This is a genomic window from Kribbella sp. HUAS MG21 (assembly GCF_040254265.1).
GTDB lineage: Bacteria > Actinomycetota > Actinomycetes > Propionibacteriales > Kribbellaceae > Kribbella.
Genome location: NZ_CP158165.1, coordinates 1,679,637 through 1,695,256, shown reverse-complemented (window position 1 = coordinate 1,695,256; position 15,620 = coordinate 1,679,637). Strand labels below are relative to the sequence as shown.

Annotated in this window: 16 protein-coding genes; 6 read left to right on the top strand and 10 right to left on the bottom strand. The window is 69.7% G+C overall.

The window, feature by feature from the left end:
• Positions 1 to 70: 70 nt before the first annotated feature.
• Both ABN611_RS08180 and ABN611_RS08175 read left to right on the top strand, forming a co-directional pair.
• Positions 71 to 775, top strand: a complete 705-nt coding sequence (locus tag ABN611_RS08180) for a siderophore-interacting protein (RefSeq protein ID WP_350279191.1) — start codon at positions 71 to 73, stop codon at positions 773 to 775.
• Positions 776 to 785: 10 nt separating this feature from the next.
• Positions 786 to 1,256, top strand: a complete 471-nt coding sequence (locus tag ABN611_RS08175) for a GNAT family N-acetyltransferase (protein ID WP_350279190.1) — start codon at positions 786 to 788, stop codon at positions 1,254 to 1,256.
• Here the strand turns inward: ABN611_RS08175 and ABN611_RS08170 are convergent.
• From ABN611_RS08170 to ABN611_RS08145, 6 genes are all read right to left on the bottom strand, one after another.
• Positions 1,222 to 2,724, bottom strand: a complete 1,503-nt coding sequence (locus ABN611_RS08170) for an alpha-N-arabinofuranosidase (RefSeq protein ID WP_350279189.1) — start codon at positions 2,722 to 2,724, stop codon at positions 1,222 to 1,224. The genes ABN611_RS08175 and ABN611_RS08170 overlap by 35 nt on opposite strands.
• A 38-nt stretch (positions 2,725 to 2,762) precedes the next feature.
• Positions 2,763 to 3,590, bottom strand: a complete 828-nt coding sequence (locus ABN611_RS08165) for a carbohydrate ABC transporter permease (RefSeq protein WP_350279188.1) — start codon at positions 3,588 to 3,590, stop codon at positions 2,763 to 2,765.
• The gene (locus ABN611_RS08160; protein WP_350279187.1) at positions 3,587 to 4,531 is read right to left on the bottom strand and encodes a sugar ABC transporter permease; all 945 of its coding nucleotides are present in this window, start codon (positions 4,529 to 4,531) and stop codon (positions 3,587 to 3,589) included. The genes ABN611_RS08165 and ABN611_RS08160 overlap by 4 nt, the downstream gene beginning before the upstream one ends.
• 12 nt (positions 4,532 to 4,543) lie before the next feature.
• Entirely contained in the window at positions 4,544 to 5,824 is a 1,281-nt protein-coding gene (locus ABN611_RS08155; protein WP_350279186.1) for an extracellular solute-binding protein, read from the bottom strand.
• A gap of 91 nt (positions 5,825 to 5,915) precedes the next feature.
• Positions 5,916 to 6,926, bottom strand: coding sequence for a LacI family DNA-binding transcriptional regulator (locus ABN611_RS08150; RefSeq protein WP_350279185.1), 1,011 nt, complete (start codon positions 6,924 to 6,926; stop codon positions 5,916 to 5,918).
• 48 nt (positions 6,927 to 6,974) lie between these two features.
• A complete protein-coding gene (locus ABN611_RS08145; RefSeq protein WP_350279184.1) occupies positions 6,975 to 7,253 on the bottom strand; it encodes a hypothetical protein in 279 nt (92 codons plus the stop codon).
• 110 nt (positions 7,254 to 7,363) lie between these two features.
• On the opposite strand from ABN611_RS08145, the gene ABN611_RS08140 reads away from it, so the two are divergent.
• The gene (locus ABN611_RS08140; RefSeq protein ID WP_350279183.1) at positions 7,364 to 8,485 is read left to right on the top strand and encodes a peptidoglycan-binding protein; all 1,122 of its coding nucleotides are present in this window, start codon (positions 7,364 to 7,366) and stop codon (positions 8,483 to 8,485) included.
• Positions 8,486 to 8,502: 17 nt separating this feature from the next.
• Positions 8,503 to 9,933 (top strand): hypothetical protein, encoded by a 1,431-nt coding sequence (locus tag ABN611_RS08135; RefSeq protein WP_350279182.1) that lies wholly within the window; start codon positions 8,503 to 8,505, stop codon positions 9,931 to 9,933.
• A gap of 465 nt (positions 9,934 to 10,398) precedes the next feature.
• On the opposite strand, the gene ABN611_RS08130 is transcribed toward ABN611_RS08135, so the two are convergent.
• Complete coding sequence (locus ABN611_RS08130; RefSeq protein WP_350279181.1) at positions 10,399 to 11,436, bottom strand: aldo/keto reductase; 1,038 nt, start codon at positions 11,434 to 11,436, stop codon at positions 10,399 to 10,401.
• Positions 11,437 to 11,520: 84 nt separating this feature from the next.
• On the opposite strand from ABN611_RS08130, the gene ABN611_RS08125 reads away from it, so the two are divergent.
• Together ABN611_RS08125 and ABN611_RS08120 are read left to right on the top strand one after the other, a co-directional pair.
• Positions 11,521 to 12,555 (top strand): aminotransferase class V-fold PLP-dependent enzyme, encoded by a 1,035-nt coding sequence (locus ABN611_RS08125; RefSeq protein ID WP_350279180.1) that lies wholly within the window; start codon positions 11,521 to 11,523, stop codon positions 12,553 to 12,555.
• Between the two features lie 20 nt (positions 12,556 to 12,575).
• Positions 12,576 to 13,001 carry a MerR family transcriptional regulator gene (locus tag ABN611_RS08120; RefSeq protein WP_350279179.1) on the top strand — a complete coding sequence of 142 codons (426 nt, stop codon included), beginning with the start codon at positions 12,576 to 12,578 and terminating at the stop codon, positions 12,999 to 13,001.
• On the opposite strand, the gene ABN611_RS08115 is transcribed toward ABN611_RS08120, so the two are convergent.
• Genes ABN611_RS08115 through ABN611_RS08105 form a run of 3 tightly spaced genes read right to left on the bottom strand, consistent with a single transcriptional unit; the run spans position 13,002 to position 15,561 of the window.
• Complete coding sequence (locus ABN611_RS08115; RefSeq protein WP_350279178.1) at positions 13,002 to 13,481, bottom strand: SRPBCC family protein; 480 nt, start codon at positions 13,479 to 13,481, stop codon at positions 13,002 to 13,004. It abuts the gene before it with no gap.
• Complete coding sequence (gene fdhD, locus ABN611_RS08110; RefSeq protein WP_350279177.1) at positions 13,478 to 14,335, bottom strand: formate dehydrogenase accessory sulfurtransferase FdhD; 858 nt, start codon at positions 14,333 to 14,335, stop codon at positions 13,478 to 13,480. Before fdhD ends, ABN611_RS08115 begins: the two co-directional genes overlap by 4 nt.
• Entirely contained in the window at positions 14,323 to 15,561 is a 1,239-nt protein-coding gene (locus ABN611_RS08105; protein WP_350279176.1) for a molybdopterin molybdotransferase MoeA, read from the bottom strand. The genes fdhD and ABN611_RS08105 overlap by 13 nt, the downstream gene beginning before the upstream one ends.
• Positions 15,562 to 15,620 lie beyond the last annotated feature (59 nt).

Here is a 15,620-nt window from a genome sequence, read left to right as displayed (position 1 = left end):
AGGTTAGGCTGCGCTAACTTACGCGGCAGCAATCCGTCCCGACAAGTGCAATTCTCGCTGGAGGTCGATCGTGGGGCATGGCTGGGAAGGCGTCGTACTCAAGCTGTTCCGGGGCAAGGACTTCGTCTTCACCGTGACGGGTGCCGAACAGGTCACGGAGCGCTACCGCCGGGTGCACTTCACCGACGGCGGCCTGCTGCGGGCGCTCGGCGTGCACCCGACGATGTGGGTGCGGCTCTGGTTCGACAACGCGGGCAAGCCGCACCAGCGCGCGTACACGCTGGTCGACCCGGACGTCGAGGCCGGCACGTTCAGCCTGGAGTTCGCGCTGCACGACGGCTGCGCGAGCGACTGGTCCCGCAAGGCCGAGCCCGGTGACACGATCGAGGCGACGGTGCAGGGGACCGGCTTCGAGGTGCCGGACCCGCTGCCGCCGCGGATGCTGGTCGTCGGCGACCCGGCCTCGCTGCCGGCGATCAACTCGCTGCTCGCGGTCGCGCCGAACCTGCCGGCCACGATCTGGTTCGAGACCACCCACGAGGCCGATCGCGAGCTGCCGTTCCGGATCCAGGACCACCACGAGCTGCGCACCGTGCCGCGGCCGGACCTGGTCGAGAAGGTCAAGGCCGAACTGCGCGACCACGTCACGCCGGACACCTACGTCTGGATCGCGTGCGACACCGCGACCACCCGCACGCTGACGTCGTACGTGCTGAAGGACCTCGCGATCCCGAAGCACCGCGTGAAGTCCCTCGGGTACTGGAAGGCCGCGTAACCTGGCGTCCGTGATCACGCCGCTCGACGTCACCGACCGCGCCCTCGCCGAGCGGCTGCTCGCGATCCAGCACGCGGCGTACGCCGTCGAGGCCGAGCTGATCGGCTTCGACGGCATCCCGCCGCTCCAGGAGGACCTTGCCGGGCTGATGTCCTCCACCGAGCTCTGGCTCGGCCGGTACGACCGAACGGAACTCGTCGGTGCTCTGGCGTACGAGCTCCCCGACGACCGCACCGTCGAGATCTCCCGCCTGATCGTCGACCCCGCGCACGCCCGCCGCGGCCACGGCCGCGCGCTCCTCGATCACCTCGACCAGGCCGAGCCGCGCCCGGTCAGCATCGTGTCGACCGGCACGGCCAACACGCCGGCGGTCAACCTCTACAAGTCCCGCGGTTACACCGAGACGGGACGCGTAGAGGTTGCCCCCGGCATCTTCTTGACCCAGTTCAGCCGCGCGACAGCGACACAGCGGTCCAGCTGATCGCCGGCAGGGTCAGCGTCAGCTTGCCGTCGGCGAGCCGAGCGCCCTCGAAGGCCTGTGCCGTGACGCGCTCAGGCTGGGCCGCTGTGTTGGTCGCGAGCGGGTCCTCGTCGTGCACGATGACGGCCTCGTCGAGCGTGGTCACACCGGCGCGACTGACGTCGACGGTGACCTCGACCGGGCCCTCGCTCGACCGGTTGACCGCGAACAGCGCGACCCGGCCGTCCTCGTACGTCGCCACCGCGTCGACCGCCGCGACGTCGCCGTACCGCGCGGTGCTGACGGTCGGCGAGTCCGTCTCGATCCGCAGGACCTGACCGGCCGCGAGCCGGGACGTGATCGCGAACGGGTGGAAGGTCGGCTGCCGCCAGGCCGCGCCGCCGGGCTCGGTCATGATCGGCGCGATCACGTTCGCGAGCTGCGCGAGGCAGGCCACCGCGACCCGGTCGCTGTGCCGCAGCAGTGAGATCAGCAGGTTGCCGACGACCACCGCGTCGGTGACGTTGTACTCGTCCTCGATCCGCCGCGGCGCCACCTCCCACTGGTCGCCCGGTCCGTCGGTCCGCCGCGAGCGCTCGCCGTACCAGACGTTCCACTCGTCGAACGAGATGCCGATCTTCTTGCTGCTCTTGAGCTCCGCGCCGACGTGGTCGGCGGTCGCGACGACGGAGTCGATGAAGTGGTCCATGTCCACCGCGGACGCCAGGAACGACGCGGTGTCGCCGTCGTCGTTGCCGTAGTACGCGTGGCAGGAGATGTGGTCGACGAACTCGTACGTCTCCCGCAGGACGTCCCGCTCCCAGGTCCCGAACAGCGGCATCTTCGACGACGACGAGCCGCACGCGACCAGTTCCAGGTCCGGCTCGATCATCCGCATCGCCCGGGCGGTCTCGGCCGCGAGCCGCCCGTACTCCGCCGGCGTCTTGTGCCCGATCTGCCAGGGCCCGTCCATCTCGTTGCCGAGGCACCACAGCTTGATCCCGTACGGCGACGCGCCGTGCTGCTCGCGCAGGTCGGACAGCGTCGTACCGCCGGGGTGGTTGGTGTACTCGAGCAGGTCGAGCGCCTCCTGCACGCCGCGGGTGCCGAGGTTGATCGCCATCATCGGCTCGACGCCGGCCTTGGCGCACCAGCGGCTGAACTCGTCCAGCCCGAACTCGTTGGTCTCGACGCTGTGCCAGGCCAGGTCGAGCCGCCGCGGCCGCTCGGCGCGCGGCCCGACGCCGTCCTCCCAGCGGTAGCCGGAGACGAAGTTGCCGCCGGGGTAACGGACGACGGAGACGCCCAGTTCACGGGTCAGTTCGAGGACGTCCTTGCGGAAACCGTCCTCGTCGGCGGTGGCGTGGCCGGGCTCGTAGATCCCGGTGTAGACACACCGCCCCATGTGCTCGACGAAGGTTCCGAAGGTCCGGTGGTTCACGGGCGCGATCGTGAAGGCCGGATCGATGGTCAGGTTGGCAGCGGGCACCAGGTTGCTCCTGTCAGTATTGGTCGCCGTGGTGGACGTCAGCCCTTGATCCCGGCGTCGCCGACGCCGCGGATCACCTGGCGCTGGAACAGCGCGTAGACGATCAGCAAGGGCAGGCCGCCCAGCACGGCCGAGGCCATGATCTGGGCGTAGCGCAGGCCGTACGAGCCCTGCACGTTGGCGAGACCGACCGGGATCGTCATCATCGACGGGTCGGTGGTCACGATGAAGGGCCAGAGGAAGTTGTTCCAGGCCCCGATGAAGGTGAAGATGCCGACCGCGACCAGGATCGGCCGGGACATCGGCGCCATCACGCTCCAGACGATCCGCCAGCGGGAGGCGCCGTCGACGCGGGCGGCGTCCTCGTAGTCGCGGGAGACGCCGTCGAAGAACTTCTTCAGCACGAACACCATCACCGGCGCGACCACCTGCGGCAGCACGATGCCCCAGTACGTGTCGACCAGACCGAGGCTGGTCATCTCCTGGAACAGCGGCACGATCAGCACCTGCGGCGGCACCAGGATGCCGGCGATCATCAGCCCGAACAGCAGCCGCCGGCCCGGGAACTCGGTGCGCGAGAACCCGTACGCCGCCAGCACCGAGACCAGCAGGGTCAGCGCCGTCACCAGCACCGCGACGACACTGCTGTTCAGGAACCAGCGGATCAGGTCGCCTTGGTCGACGACGCTCCGGTACGCGTCCACGGTAGGTGCCTCGGGCAACCAGGTGATCGGCGTCCGGGTGGTCTCCGGCTCGGGCTTGAGCGACGTACTCACGGCCCACAGCAACGGCACCAGCCAGACGATGCCGAGAATCACCGCACCGACGGTGCTCGCCACCTTCGGGTAGCTCCACGAGGTCCTCATCCGCGAGCCTCCTTGCGGCCGGAGAACAGCTTGAACTGCAGCACCGAGATGATCACGATGATCACGAAGAACAGGTACGAGATCGCCGACGCGTAGCCGATCCGGTAGTTCGTGAAGCCGTTCTGGTAGATGTACTGGACGATCGGCCGGGTCGCGTAGTTCGGCCCGCCGTCGGTCATCAGGTAGATCTGGTCGAAGATCATCAGCGACGCCACCAGCTGCAGGACGACGATCAGGCCGGTGGTGCGGCTGAGCAGCGGCAGCGTGATCCGGAACAGCTGCTGCCGCCCGTTCGCGCCGTCGATCGCGGCCGCCTCGTAGACCTGCGCCGGAATCCCCTGCAGCGCGGCCAGGTAGAGCAGGAAGTTGAACCCGACCGTCCACCAGACGGTCGTGATCACCACCGCGAGCATCGCCCGGTTCTCGGTGTTCAGCCAGTCGATCTCGGCGAACCCGCCGGCCGTCAGCAGGCCGTTCACCAGGCCGAAGCCGGGCTGGTAGATCCACACCCAGATCAGCGACACGACGGTTGCCGGCAGCACGAACGGAGCGAAGTACGAGAACCGCAACAGCCAGCCCAGCAGGCCCTTGCGGTTGGCGAGCAGGGCCATCACGAGTGCGATGACCACCAGCGGCGGTGTGCTCATCGCGGTGAAGACGAGCGTGTTCCTCAGCGACGACCAGACGGCCGGGTCGTTGAACATCTCCCGCCAGTTCTGCAGCCCGAGGAACTCGCCCTTGATCCCGGAGAGGCTGGTGTTGAAGAAGCTGTTCCACAGGCCTGAGAACGTCGGCCAGAGGAGGAAGACGGCGAACAGCACGAGGAACGGCGCGACGAAGAACAGCCCCGCCCAGCGTTCCTTCCACGGCTGCCCGGTCTCGGGTCGCGCCGACCGCGTCGGCGCCCCGGCTGTGGCCCGGGTTGGTGTCTGCACGGCCATGAGGACCTCCTGTCAGACCGGGGACGGGGTGTCGAGCAGTGTCTGGGTGGCGGCCTTGAACTGCGCGAGCGCAGCCTGCGGCGTCGCCTGGCCGGAGAACACCCCGCTGAACGCGGCGCCGGCTTCCTCCTGCAACTGCGCGCCGGATCCGCTGAACCACGCGTCCGGGTCGAACAGCACGTCGGGCGCGACGCTGCGGTACTCCGCCTGCGGCTTGAGGCTCAGGTACTCCTGGCTGGAGACCACCGGCTGGTACGACGGAATGTGGCCGCCGGCGGCCCAGGCCGCGCTGTGCTTCAGCATCCAGGCGATGTACTCGACCGTCGCCTTCGTGTCGTCCTGGTTCCGGTTCGACTGGCGCGGCAGCACGAACGTGTGCGCGTCCCCGGCGAACTTCGGTACGTCGTACACGACCGGGAACGGCGCCATGCTGAACGGCATCTTCGCGGTCTGGTACGTCGTCACCTCCCACTCGCCGTTGAAACTCAGGCCGGCGTCGCCGTTGGTGAACTGGGCGACCAGCGCCGGGTAGTTCGCCGACCGCGGGACGAGGCCGTCGGCGGCGAGTTTCGCCATCAGCTGCAGGGCTTCCAGCGCCTTGGCGTCGTCGAGTTCGAGACGGCTGCCGTCGTCGCTGAAGAACTTGCCCTCGAGTTGGCCGTAGAGCGTCCACCACATCCGCCACGGGTTGGTCGTCTCGACCGAGGCGGCGAACTTGCCGGTGGTCTCCTTGACCGCGGTCAGCATCTCCAGGAACGCGTCGACGCCCTTGACCGGCTTGATCTTCCCGTCGGCGCCGAGCAGCCCGGCCTTCTGGCAGATCTCGGTGTTGTAGTAGAGGACGAACGGGTGCTGGTCGAGCGGTACGGCGTACAGCTTGCCGTCGACGACGCAGCGGTTCCACGTCTCCGGCAGGAAGTCCGACTCGCGGATGCCGGCCGCCTCGAGCAGGTCGGTCGGGATCGGGTCGAGCATCGTCGTCGGGCTGAAACCCTTGAGCCGCGACAGGTGCAGGGTCGCCACCTCGGGTGCCCGGCCGCCGGCCGCGGACATCGCCAGCTTCGTGTAGAACGGCGGGCCCCAGGCGAGCGTGTGCGCCTCGAACGCGACGTCCGGGTGTTCGGCGACGTACTGCTGGTGGATCTGCAGCAGCCGGGCGCCGTCGCCGCCGCCGAACAGGTTCCATTCGCGGACCTTGGGACGGGACGAGAAGGTGCCGCAGCCGGTGAGGGCGAGGGCGCCGAGAAGCGCGCCGCCGAGGACGGCGCGGCGGCGTGGAAGGGGTGGGGGCATCTGTCCTCCAGGCGGGGTGGAGCACGGATCTACATCGGTGTACTACATCGGTGTAGAAAGATCGCACGCGCGCTTCGGGACCGTCAAGAGGTCAGTTGGTGCCGAGTGTGGAGCCGCGGGTGTGCAGCGTGTACGGCGCGACGATCTCCTGGTGATCGGAGTCGTCGCCGGACATTCTCCGGACCAGGAGATCGACCGCGATCCGGGCGATGTGCCCCCGGTTCGGGTCGACGGTGGTCAGGGTCGGGCTGCTGAAACTGGCCTCGTCGATGTTGTCGAAGCCGGCCACCGCCACGTCGTCCGGGATCCGCACACCGTGCGCCGTGAGCGCCCGGATCGCGCCGAGTGCGAGGGTGTCGTTGAGCGCGAACACGGCGTCGAACGGCCGCCCGGTGGCGAGCAGCTCCTCCATCGCGTCGGCCCCGCTCGACCGGTGCCACTTCCCGCCCGACACCGCCAGCTCGTCGAGCACCGGTACGCCGTACTCCGTCAGCGTGTCGGCGAACGCGCCGTACCGGATCCCCGCGGTGCCGACGCCCTCGGTGGGCCGGATGCCGATCACCGCGATCCGCCGCCGGCCCTGGTCGAGCAGATGCCGTACGACGGCCTTCGTGCCGGCGACGTTGTCGATCATCACGTGGTCGACCGGGCTGTGGAAGATCCGCTCGCCGAGCAGCACGATCGGCGTGGTGGTGCTGAGTTGGTCGACGTCCTCGGGGCCGAGGCTGAGCGGGCTGTAGAGCAGGCCGTCGACCAGGTGCCCGCGCGGCCGGGCCAGCGCGGTCAGCTCGCGCTCGCGGTCCGCGCCGGTGGTCTCGATCATCACCGTGAGGCCGTGCTCGCCCGCGGCCGCGATCGCGGCGTCGGCCAGTTCCGCGAAATACGGGTTGCTGAGCTCGGGGACCGCGAGCGCGATGATGCCGGTCCGCCCGGACTTGAGGTTCCGGGCGGAGATGTTCATCCGGTAGCCGAGGGCGTCGATCGCGGCGAGCACCCTGGTCCGGGTCTCCTCGCGGATGTACGGGTACCCGTTCATCACGTTCGAGACCGTCTTCGGAGACACCCCGGCTTGCCGCGCGACGTCCCGCATCGTCACGGCCATGCGAAATCCCCGCTCATGGGGAGCCACGGTAATGCACGGACCGCGGGGTCAGTCCTCGTGTGACGTGTCCGGTGGGTGCGCGTCGTGCGGGTGTGACGCGTCGGGCTGGTGGGCTGCGTCGGGCTGGTGCGACGCGGCGTCCGGGGGTGATGCGGCGTGCGGGCGGCGTGGTGGGTTCGGCTGTGGGCCGGCGGACGGGCCGCCCGGGTGGTCCGGGACGTCGGGCTCGTCGGCGGCGAACTCCACGCCCTCCTCGCGCAGCGTGTCCTCGACCACCGGATCGACCTCGTGACCGGGGTGCGGCAGACCGGGCCTGTCGAAACTCATGGCGCCCTCCTCTGGTGAGTTCCACGGTACGCCTCTGTTGGAAAGTTACTCCTTTAGCTACATTGATGGGCGAAAACCTTCATCTTCCGTTCCGCCCCTCGGAGGTTGCGATGGTTCGCCGTTGGCTTGTGGTCTGTCTCGCACTGGCGCTGGCCGGGCTGGCACTGGTAGTTCCGCTCCGTGATTCCCAGGCCGCCGTACTGGCCGGTCCCACCGCTCAGCAGCTGCGGGCCCGGGCCTCCTGCGAGTCGCAGCTGTCGACCGGGAAGTACGCCCACGACGCGGGCGGATCCCGGACGGCCGCCGTCTGCAAGTCCGGCGCCGCGGTGCACTGGACCGCGGACTTCGACATCGACTGCGACGGTCAGCGGACGACGCAGTGCAACGAGAACACCGACCCGTCGTTCCAGCCGGAGACGTCCTGGCAGCAGTCCGACGGCCGCCCGCTGAACTCGGCCGGGCTGCCGTTCATCGTCGTACCGCTGCCGAGCTCGATCTGGGACTACCGGACCGCGGGTATCGGCGGCGCGACGGTGGCCGCGGTCGTGTACCAGGACAAGGTCGCGTACGCCGTCGTCGGCGACCAGGGCCCGACCGGCATCATCGGCGAGGGCTCCTACAAGCTGGCGCAACAGCTCGGCATCAACCCGAACCCGGCCACCGGTGGGATCGACGGCGCGGTCGTCACGTTCGTCCTGTTCCCGGGGGTCAAGGCGTCGCCGATCGAGAACGCCGCCGATGCGGTGAGCGAAGGCGAGGCGGCGGCGAACGCGTTCGTGAACAGCACGCAGACGTGCGCGAGCACGAACGTCGACTTCACGGCGTACCCGACGATCCGGTCCGGTGCGACAGGTTCTGCCGTCAAGGCGGCCCAGTGTCTCCTTGGTGGCACCAATGAACCGTCCGGAACTTACGACGCCGCGACCACGGATGCCGTCAAGTCCTTCCAGACAAGGGTCGGTCTGACCGCGGACGGCGTCGTCGGCGCCGCGACCTGGACCGCGCTCCTCGCGGCCGGCGACAAGACGACAGTGCGCCTGAACTCGACCGGTGTCGCCGTACGCCGCCTGCAACGGTCGCTGACCGCCGCGTTGGGCCGGACTGTCGCCATCGACGGCCAGTTCGGTCCGCTGACCGAGACCGCTGTGAAGGACTATCAGCGGACCAGACAGCTGGTTGTCGACGGCGTTGTCGGACCGGTCACCTGGACGGCGCTGCAGTCCGGCAAGTAGCCCGTAGGCTTCGGCGCGTGTCTCACGAAGAGCAGCTCGACAGCGCGATCGAACTCCTGGACACGGCGGTCCGCGAGCGGGACCACGACGCGTACGCCGACGCCGGCCGGCGATTGATCTCGGTGGCCCGGCAGGCGAGTCCTGAGGTGCTCGACGCCGCCGTCGTGAAGCTCCTGCCGGTCCTCGCCGAGATCCACACGAGCCGCGGCGCGGGCCTCGCTCAGCTCGTCGGTTCGATGGTCGGTACGACGGGTTCGTCGGCGCCAGCGGTGGTGCCGGTCCTGGTCGATCGTGCCTGTGAGGTGATGGAGCACGCGCTCGCGTTCGCGGCGTCGTACCGGGAGCTGTTTGCGGTTGAGCCGTCGCGGGATGACGAAACCGTCGTCGAGCGCTACCTCGCGGCGGCCGAGGCGCGCGGTGTCGAGCGGCCCGACCGGTACGCGGCCGCGTGGGAGGTGGGCGAGAACTGGGTGCAGCCGGTGCTGTTGCTGTGTCAGCGCACCGACGTACGTCGTGGTCTACCGGAGCGCGAGCGGTTGCGTGCGCTGGTGGAGCAGGTCGAGGAACTGTTCCCGGACGTGGCGCCGTGGCTGCTCGGCCTGTTGCGGGTGCTCGACGACGAGACGCTGATCATCGTACACCGGGAGTCCGGCCAGGTGTTCCGCGCGACGATGACGGGCGTCGCCGACAACTTCCAGCTGCACACACTCCTCGCGGCCAACCTCCTCGGGCCCCGACGTGGGCTGTTCTCGCGCCGCGGCCTCCTACCCGGCGAGCCCCCAACGCAAGCCATGATCGCCGCCGCCGACGGCTCCGGCGACTTGGCACCACCCGGCGGCATCAGCGGCCAGTTCAACCTCGTAGACGCCAACGGCACGTGGATCTGGAACGAAGGCCGCCCAGACGAAATCCCCCTCGTCCACAACCACCGCGTAGTAGTCCTGGACCCCCCGCCCTACCACCGAACCTGGAACACCGCCCGCGCCTACCCCCACCTCACAGCCACGATGAACGTCGAACCGGTCGCCGAGCCAGAGGCAACCCACTGGCGCACAGCAATAAAGCCCCCGCAAGAGCCGGAGGGAGCTTCGGCGGGAGTGCCGGCGGGCGAGGCAGCTGTCCCGCCGGGCTGGACGGACGATCTGTCCGTCCAGCTGCCGCCGGGCCGGACCGCGGCCGACGTGGTGGATCTGGTGCTTGCGTTGGTGGACGGCGGAGCGTCCGCCGAAGCGGTCGAAGCGGCCCTCACCAGCGAACTCGGTCTGGACGCCGAGGACGCCGCCCTCGCACGGGACCGGGTCTTCGGCGGCCTGGTCCGCGCCGCGACCAACAACCCGGCCAACGAGCCCACACCCACCAAAGACCCGATCGCCCACGAGTCCTACCACCGCGCCCTAGCCAACCCGACCCTGATCCACAAGTACTACCCAGACCTCGGCCAACCCTGACCTCCACGCCGCACCCACACCCTCACGTCCGCGGGTGCGGCCCATCCCCGCACCTTCACGCTCGTGGGGGTGCCCACCTGCACCCTCCCGTTCGGGAAGTGCGGCACACCTGCACCCTCCCGTTCGGGAAATGCGGCTCATCCGCTCCCGCAGCCACCGGGTGCGGCACACCTGCACTCGCAGCTTCGCGGGGGTGCTCCTCACACCGCACTCTCACGTTCGCGGGGTGCGCCTCACGCCGCACTCTCGCGTTCGCGGGGTGCGCCTCACGCCGCACTCTCGCGTTCGCGGGGTGCGGCTCACACCCGTGCCCTTCCGTTCGCGGGGCGACCGGTTCGGGCCGCCCCGCGACCCTCCATCGCCGAGATCCGCAGGAGCTGGAAGCGCCTGGCCTGATGCACGTTCCGCTCACCTACCCGCCTGAGGTCGACCAGCGCGCGCAACCCCTCAAAGGCTGTCTGCTTGTCAGCGGTCGGTGAGTGGGCGGCGGCGGTGGGTTAGGTCGGTGAGGGACTGGGGTTGCCAGGCGGCGTCGGCGCGGAAGTGGTCGGTGCCGGGTGGGGTGATTTCGTCGATGCGGTCGAGGGTCTTGTCGTCGAGGGTCAGGTCGGCCGCCTTGAGGAGTCCTTCGAGCTGGTCCATCGTGCGCGGGCCGGCGATGACCGAGGTGACGGCGGGATGCGTGGTGACGAAGGCCATCGCCAGTTCGGGCAGCGTGACCCCGATACCGTCGGCCACCTCCACGAGTTGCTCCACAGCTTCGTACTTCGCCGCGTTCGCGGGCAGCGTGGGGTCGAAGCGGTCAGGCGCCAGCGTGGCGCGCGCCGACTGGTCTAGCGGCTGGTCCTTGCGGATCTTGCCGGACAGGAACCCGAACGCCAACGGGCTGTAGGTCAGCACGCCCATCCCGAGCCGCCGGCAGGTCGGCAGCACCGAGCGTTCGATGCCGCGGGCAAGCATCGAGTACGGCGGCTGATTCGTCCGGAACCGCCCGTACCCGCGCCGATCCGCCACGTGGTACGCCTCCACGATGTCCTCCGCCGGGAACGCCGAGCAGCCGAACGCACGGATCTTCCCCGCGCTGACCAGGTCGCTCAGCACCCAGAGCGTCTCCTCGATGTCCGTGGTGTGGTCCGGCCGATGGATCTGGTACAGGTCGATCCAGTCGGTGCCGAGCCGGCGCAGGCTGTCATCGACGGCGCGCGTGATCCAGCGCCGCGAGTTCCCGCTGCGGTTCCGGCCCTCGGTGAACGGGAAGTGCACCTTGGTCGCCAGGACGACGTCGTCCCGGCGGTCCTTCAACGCCTTGCCGACGATCACCTCGGACTCACCGGCGGAGTACATGTCCGCGGTGTCGACGAAGTTGATCCCCTGGTCCAGCGCGGCGTGGATGATCCGGACGCACTCGTCGTGATCCGGATTCCCGACCGCCCCGAACATCATCGCCCCGAGACAGTGCGTACTGACCTCGATCCCGGTCCCACCCAACGTGCGATAGCGCATGATTCCCAGCTCCTTTGCGTTCCCTGCGCGGAAGGCTAGGAGCTAGAGCTTCCTCTAGGTCAAGTCCCGCCTAAGGTTGGCGCCATGGACATCGCTGGGCTGTGGGATCCGGAGCCGGGTTGGCTGAACACCGCGTCGTACGGCTTGCCGCCGAAGCCGGCGTGGGAGGCGTTGCAGGCTGCGTTGTCCGACTGGCGGGTCGGCGCGACGAGCTGGGAGCCGTGGGACGAGTCGACGGGGCGGGCGCGGGAATCGTTCGCGCGGATCGTCGGGGCGGATTCGGAACACGTTTTCGTCGGCAGCACCGTGTCCGCGGCGCTGGCGCCGGTCGCGGCCGCGGTGCCGGACGGCGCCAAGGTGCTGACCGACAACGTGGAGTTCACGTCCAACGTTTTCCCGTGGCAGGTGCACGCGGACCGCGGCGTCCAGGTGCTCGCCGTACCGTCGGACAAGCTGGTCGAATCGATCACGCCTGGCATCGACGTTGTCGCGGTGAGTGCGGTCCAGTCCTCGACCGGCGACGTGCTCGACCTGCCGGCCGTAGTTGCCGCGAGCAAGCAGATCGACGCGCTGCTGGTGATCGACGCGACGCAGGCCGTCGGGTGGCACCCGATCACCGTCGACGGCGTCGACGCACTGATCGCCCACAGTTACAAGTGGTTGATGTCGCCGCGCGGCGCGACGCTCGGCTACCTGTCGCCCCGGCTGCAGGAGCGTTGCCGTCCGTCCGCGGCCGGGTGGTACGCCGCGAACGACGTGCACGGGTCGTACTACGGACCGGTGATGGAACTCGCCCACGACGCGCGGAGGTTCGACCAGTCGCCGGCCTGGTTCAGCTTCGTCGGCGCGGCGCCGGCGCTCGAACTGGTCGAGCAGCTCGGCGTCGAGACCATCAACCGGCACAACCTCGCGCTCGCGAACGAGTTCCGCGACGGCCTCGGCCTCCCGCCGTCGAACAGCGCGATCGTCAGCACGAACCTTCCCGGCGCCCAGGAGGCGTTCGCCGCCGCCGGGATCCGGGCCGCGGTGCGCGACGGCAAACTCCGCGCGTCGTTCCACATCTACACGACCCGGGCCGACGTACATCAAGCGCTTTCCGCCCTGAAGCCGTTGATCTGACCGCGGGTTAGGGTGCGCCCATGGGTGGACTGAGTATCGGGCAGGTGGCGGAGCGGACCGGGTTGAGCGTCCACGCGCTGCGGTTCTACGAGCGTGAGGGGCTGCTCGCGGATCCGGTACGGCGCGAGTCGAACGGGCGGCGCGTCTACACCGAGGACGACGTCGACTGGCTGAACATGTGCATCAAGTTCCGCTCGTCCGGGATGCCGCTCGACACGATCCGCCGCTACACGGACCTGGTCCGGCAGGGCGCCGGCAACGAGGCCGACCGGCTGGCCCTGCTGCGCAGTCACCAGGAGGCGGTGAAGGCGCAGATCGAGGAGCTCAACGAGTGCCTGCGGGTGATCACCTGGAAGGTCGACATCTACCAGGAACACGTGGACGCAGGCACTGCCGACAGCCTCTGGGTGAACCCAGCCTCCCAGTCGGCCAGTGAGGCCTCCTGATCAGCGGAGCGCGGACTCCATCGCGGCCAGTGTGGTGCGCATGTTCGCGGCCAGCTGGTCGAGGCGCCGGCGGATGGCCTCCGCGGCGCGGTCCGGCTCCTTGACGACCGCCATCCGCATGCCGCTGTCGCCCGGGCCGTGCGTGAAACTCTGCCGGACGAGCGTCTCGGCGCCGCGATCCTCCAGCTCGTACTCCCAGTGCGCGAACGGGACCTCCTCCCCGCCGTACACGTCCCAGCCGAAGCGCGTCGGCTCCTCGAGAACGGTGACCGTGCAGGTCACGTAGGTTTCCAGGCCGTCAGGAAAACGGTTTCGCGCCTCGAAGGTAGCGTTTTCCTCGAGCCAGGCGCCGTAGATGCACTCCGGGCTCCACTCTCCGTACCTGTCGATCGCGGTGATGCCCGTCCAGAGTGTGCGGACCGGCAGCTTGATCAGAACCTCGACACCGGTGGTCGCACCGGTCACTCCGTAGTCGTTCATGCCCGGTACGTCGTACGCACCTCGGAGGCCTCGACATTTACGCGTTCCGGTCGGCTGTAGAGGTTCATGCTGCCGTTGCGGATGAAGCCGGCGAGGGTGAGGCCGGACTCCGTCGCCAGGTCGATCGCGAGCGAACTCGGGGCCGACACCGCGCCGAGGACGGGAATGCCGGCCATCACCGCCTTCTGCGCGAGTTCGAACGACGTACGCCCGGAAACGATCAGGATCAGGCCGCGCGCGGGGATGTGGTCGTTGAGCAGCGCCCAGCCGACGACCTTGTCGACGGCGTTGTGCCGGCCGACGTCCTCGCGGACGACGAGCAGGTCGCCGGACGGGGTGAACAGGCCGGCCGCGTGCAGTCCTCCGGTGCGGTCGAAGACCTGCTGCCGGGCGCGGAGCGCGTCGGGGAGCGTCGCGAGTACGTCGTACCTGATGGTGACCGGGTCCTGCGCGGGCGAGTGGCGGGTCTTGGTACGGACCGCGTCGAGGGACGCCTTGCCGCAGACGCCGCAGGACGAGGTCGTGTAGAAGTTGCGCTCGACGCCGGTGACCGGGGCGGGTACGCCGGGGGCGAGGCCGAGGTCGAGGACGTTGTAGGTGTTGCGGCCCTCCTCGTCGCGCGAGTCGCAGTACCGCGCGTCGCGGATGTCGTCGGCGCTGCCGATCACGCCCTCGGTGTGCAGGAAACCGTGTGCCAGTTCGACGTCGTGGCCGGGGGTGCGCATCGTGACGGCGAGGGGTTTGCCGTCGACGCGGAGTTCCAGGGGCTCTTCGACGGCGATGGAGTCCGGGCGCTGGCGTTCGCCGGTCGGCGTCAGGCGGACGACGGGACGACGCGCGATCAGCCGGCCCATGGGCGGGCCCCGGGATCGAGTGGGAGGAGCCGGGCGGCGATGGCTTCCGCGGGTCCCGGGGCGACGACGGCGAGCGCGTCGGCGGCGGCCGGGCCGCGGAGCATCGCGGAACCGCCGTGGCCGACGGGTACGGCGCCTTGCGGAGTGAGGCGGACCGGGACGAGCCGGGTGCTGGTCGGGTGGCAGGCGATGCCGCCGGGAACCGCGAGCTGGGGGAGTGCGGGGAGCGGGAGGCCGCGCATCCGGGTGATCGCCGCGACGCCGAGGGTCAGGAAGGCGACGAGCGCCGCGAACGGGTTGCCGGGAAGGCCGAGCACGAGCCGACCGTCCGGCAGAATCGCGAGCGCCTGCGGATGCCCGGGCCGGCAGGCAACACCGTCGACAACCACTTCGGCCCCGAGTTCGGCAAGCGCCGGCCGAAGATGATCCGCCGGCCCCGCGGCTGACGACCCAGAAACCAGAATCAGCTCAGCCCGCGTCTCACGCAGAGCCGAGACCAGCTCCTCGCGCGAGTCCGGAACATGCCGAACCACACCCGCCGTCCCACCGGCGGGTGTGGCGCCGGCTCGGTGGATCAGGGCGGGGAGCATGGGGCCGATGGCGTCGCGGGTGCGGCCTGGGGTGGATGGGCCGCGGTGGATCAGTTCGTCGCCGGTGACCAGGGCGGCGACGGTAGGGGGCGGGATGACTAGGAGGCTGTTGAGGCCTACGGTTGCGGCCAGGCCGAGGACTGCCGGGTCGACGATGACGCCGGAGGGCAGCAGGTGGTCGCCAGGGCGGCACTCCTCGCCGGCGCGCCGGATGTGCCGGCCGTGTTCGGCGGGGCCTTCCAGCAGGTCACCTGTCAGTACGGCATCTTCCGAGCGCAGTACCGACGTCGTCCCGGCCGGTACGGTCGCGCCGGTGACGATCCCGGTCGCCTGACCGTCCTCGAGTTCGCGCGCCTCCGCAGTACCGGCGGCGACATGCCCGATCACCCGCCACGGTCCGTCGCCGCGTACGGCGTACCCGTCCATCGCCGCGCGATCCACCGGCGGTACGGCGACCGGTGACACCAGTGGTGTCGCCAGCACACACCCGTCAGCCTCGTCCATCCGGCGCCGAACCACCGGCCCCACGCGGGCAGCCGCGTGCGCCAGCGCGCGCGCAACATCCCACGGCAGCGCATCCCGCCGCGCCCGGACCTCGCGACCGCCGGCTGGTCCGCGCTCAGGCCCGTTCTCCACAGGCCCACCTTCTCCGACCGGTCCGGGGTTGTCGAACCGGTCCCGCTCTCCGGACGGCC

Excerpts from the sequence above, each read along its gene's own strand:
- ABN611_RS08160 (WP_350279187.1), bottom strand. The coding sequence starts at position 4,531 with ATGGCCGTGCAGACACCAACCCGGGCCACAGCCGGGGCGCCGACGCGG.
- ABN611_RS08165 (WP_350279188.1), bottom strand. The coding sequence starts at position 3,590 with ATGAGGACCTCGTGGAGCTACCCGAAGGTGGCGAGCACCGTCGGTGCG.
- ABN611_RS08120 (WP_350279179.1), top strand. The coding sequence starts at position 12,576 with ATGGGTGGACTGAGTATCGGGCAGGTGGCGGAGCGGACCGGGTTGAGC.
- ABN611_RS08115 (WP_350279178.1), bottom strand. The coding sequence starts at position 13,481 with ATGAACGACTACGGAGTGACCGGTGCGACCACCGGTGTCGAGGTTCTG.
- ABN611_RS08140 (WP_350279183.1), top strand. The coding sequence starts at position 7,364 with ATGGTTCGCCGTTGGCTTGTGGTCTGTCTCGCACTGGCGCTGGCCGGG.
- ABN611_RS08155 (WP_350279186.1), bottom strand. The coding sequence starts at position 5,824 with ATGCCCCCACCCCTTCCACGCCGCCGCGCCGTCCTCGGCGGCGCGCTT.
- ABN611_RS08145 (WP_350279184.1), bottom strand. The coding sequence starts at position 7,253 with ATGAGTTTCGACAGGCCCGGTCTGCCGCACCCCGGTCACGAGGTCGAT.
- ABN611_RS08150 (WP_350279185.1), bottom strand. The coding sequence starts at position 6,926 with ATGGCCGTGACGATGCGGGACGTCGCGCGGCAAGCCGGGGTGTCTCCG.
- ABN611_RS08130 (WP_350279181.1), bottom strand. The coding sequence starts at position 11,436 with ATGCGCTATCGCACGTTGGGTGGGACCGGGATCGAGGTCAGTACGCAC.
- ABN611_RS08125 (WP_350279180.1), top strand. The coding sequence starts at position 11,521 with ATGGACATCGCTGGGCTGTGGGATCCGGAGCCGGGTTGGCTGAACACC.
- fdhD (WP_350279177.1), bottom strand. The coding sequence starts at position 14,335 with ATGGGCCGGCTGATCGCGCGTCGTCCCGTCGTCCGCCTGACGCCGACC.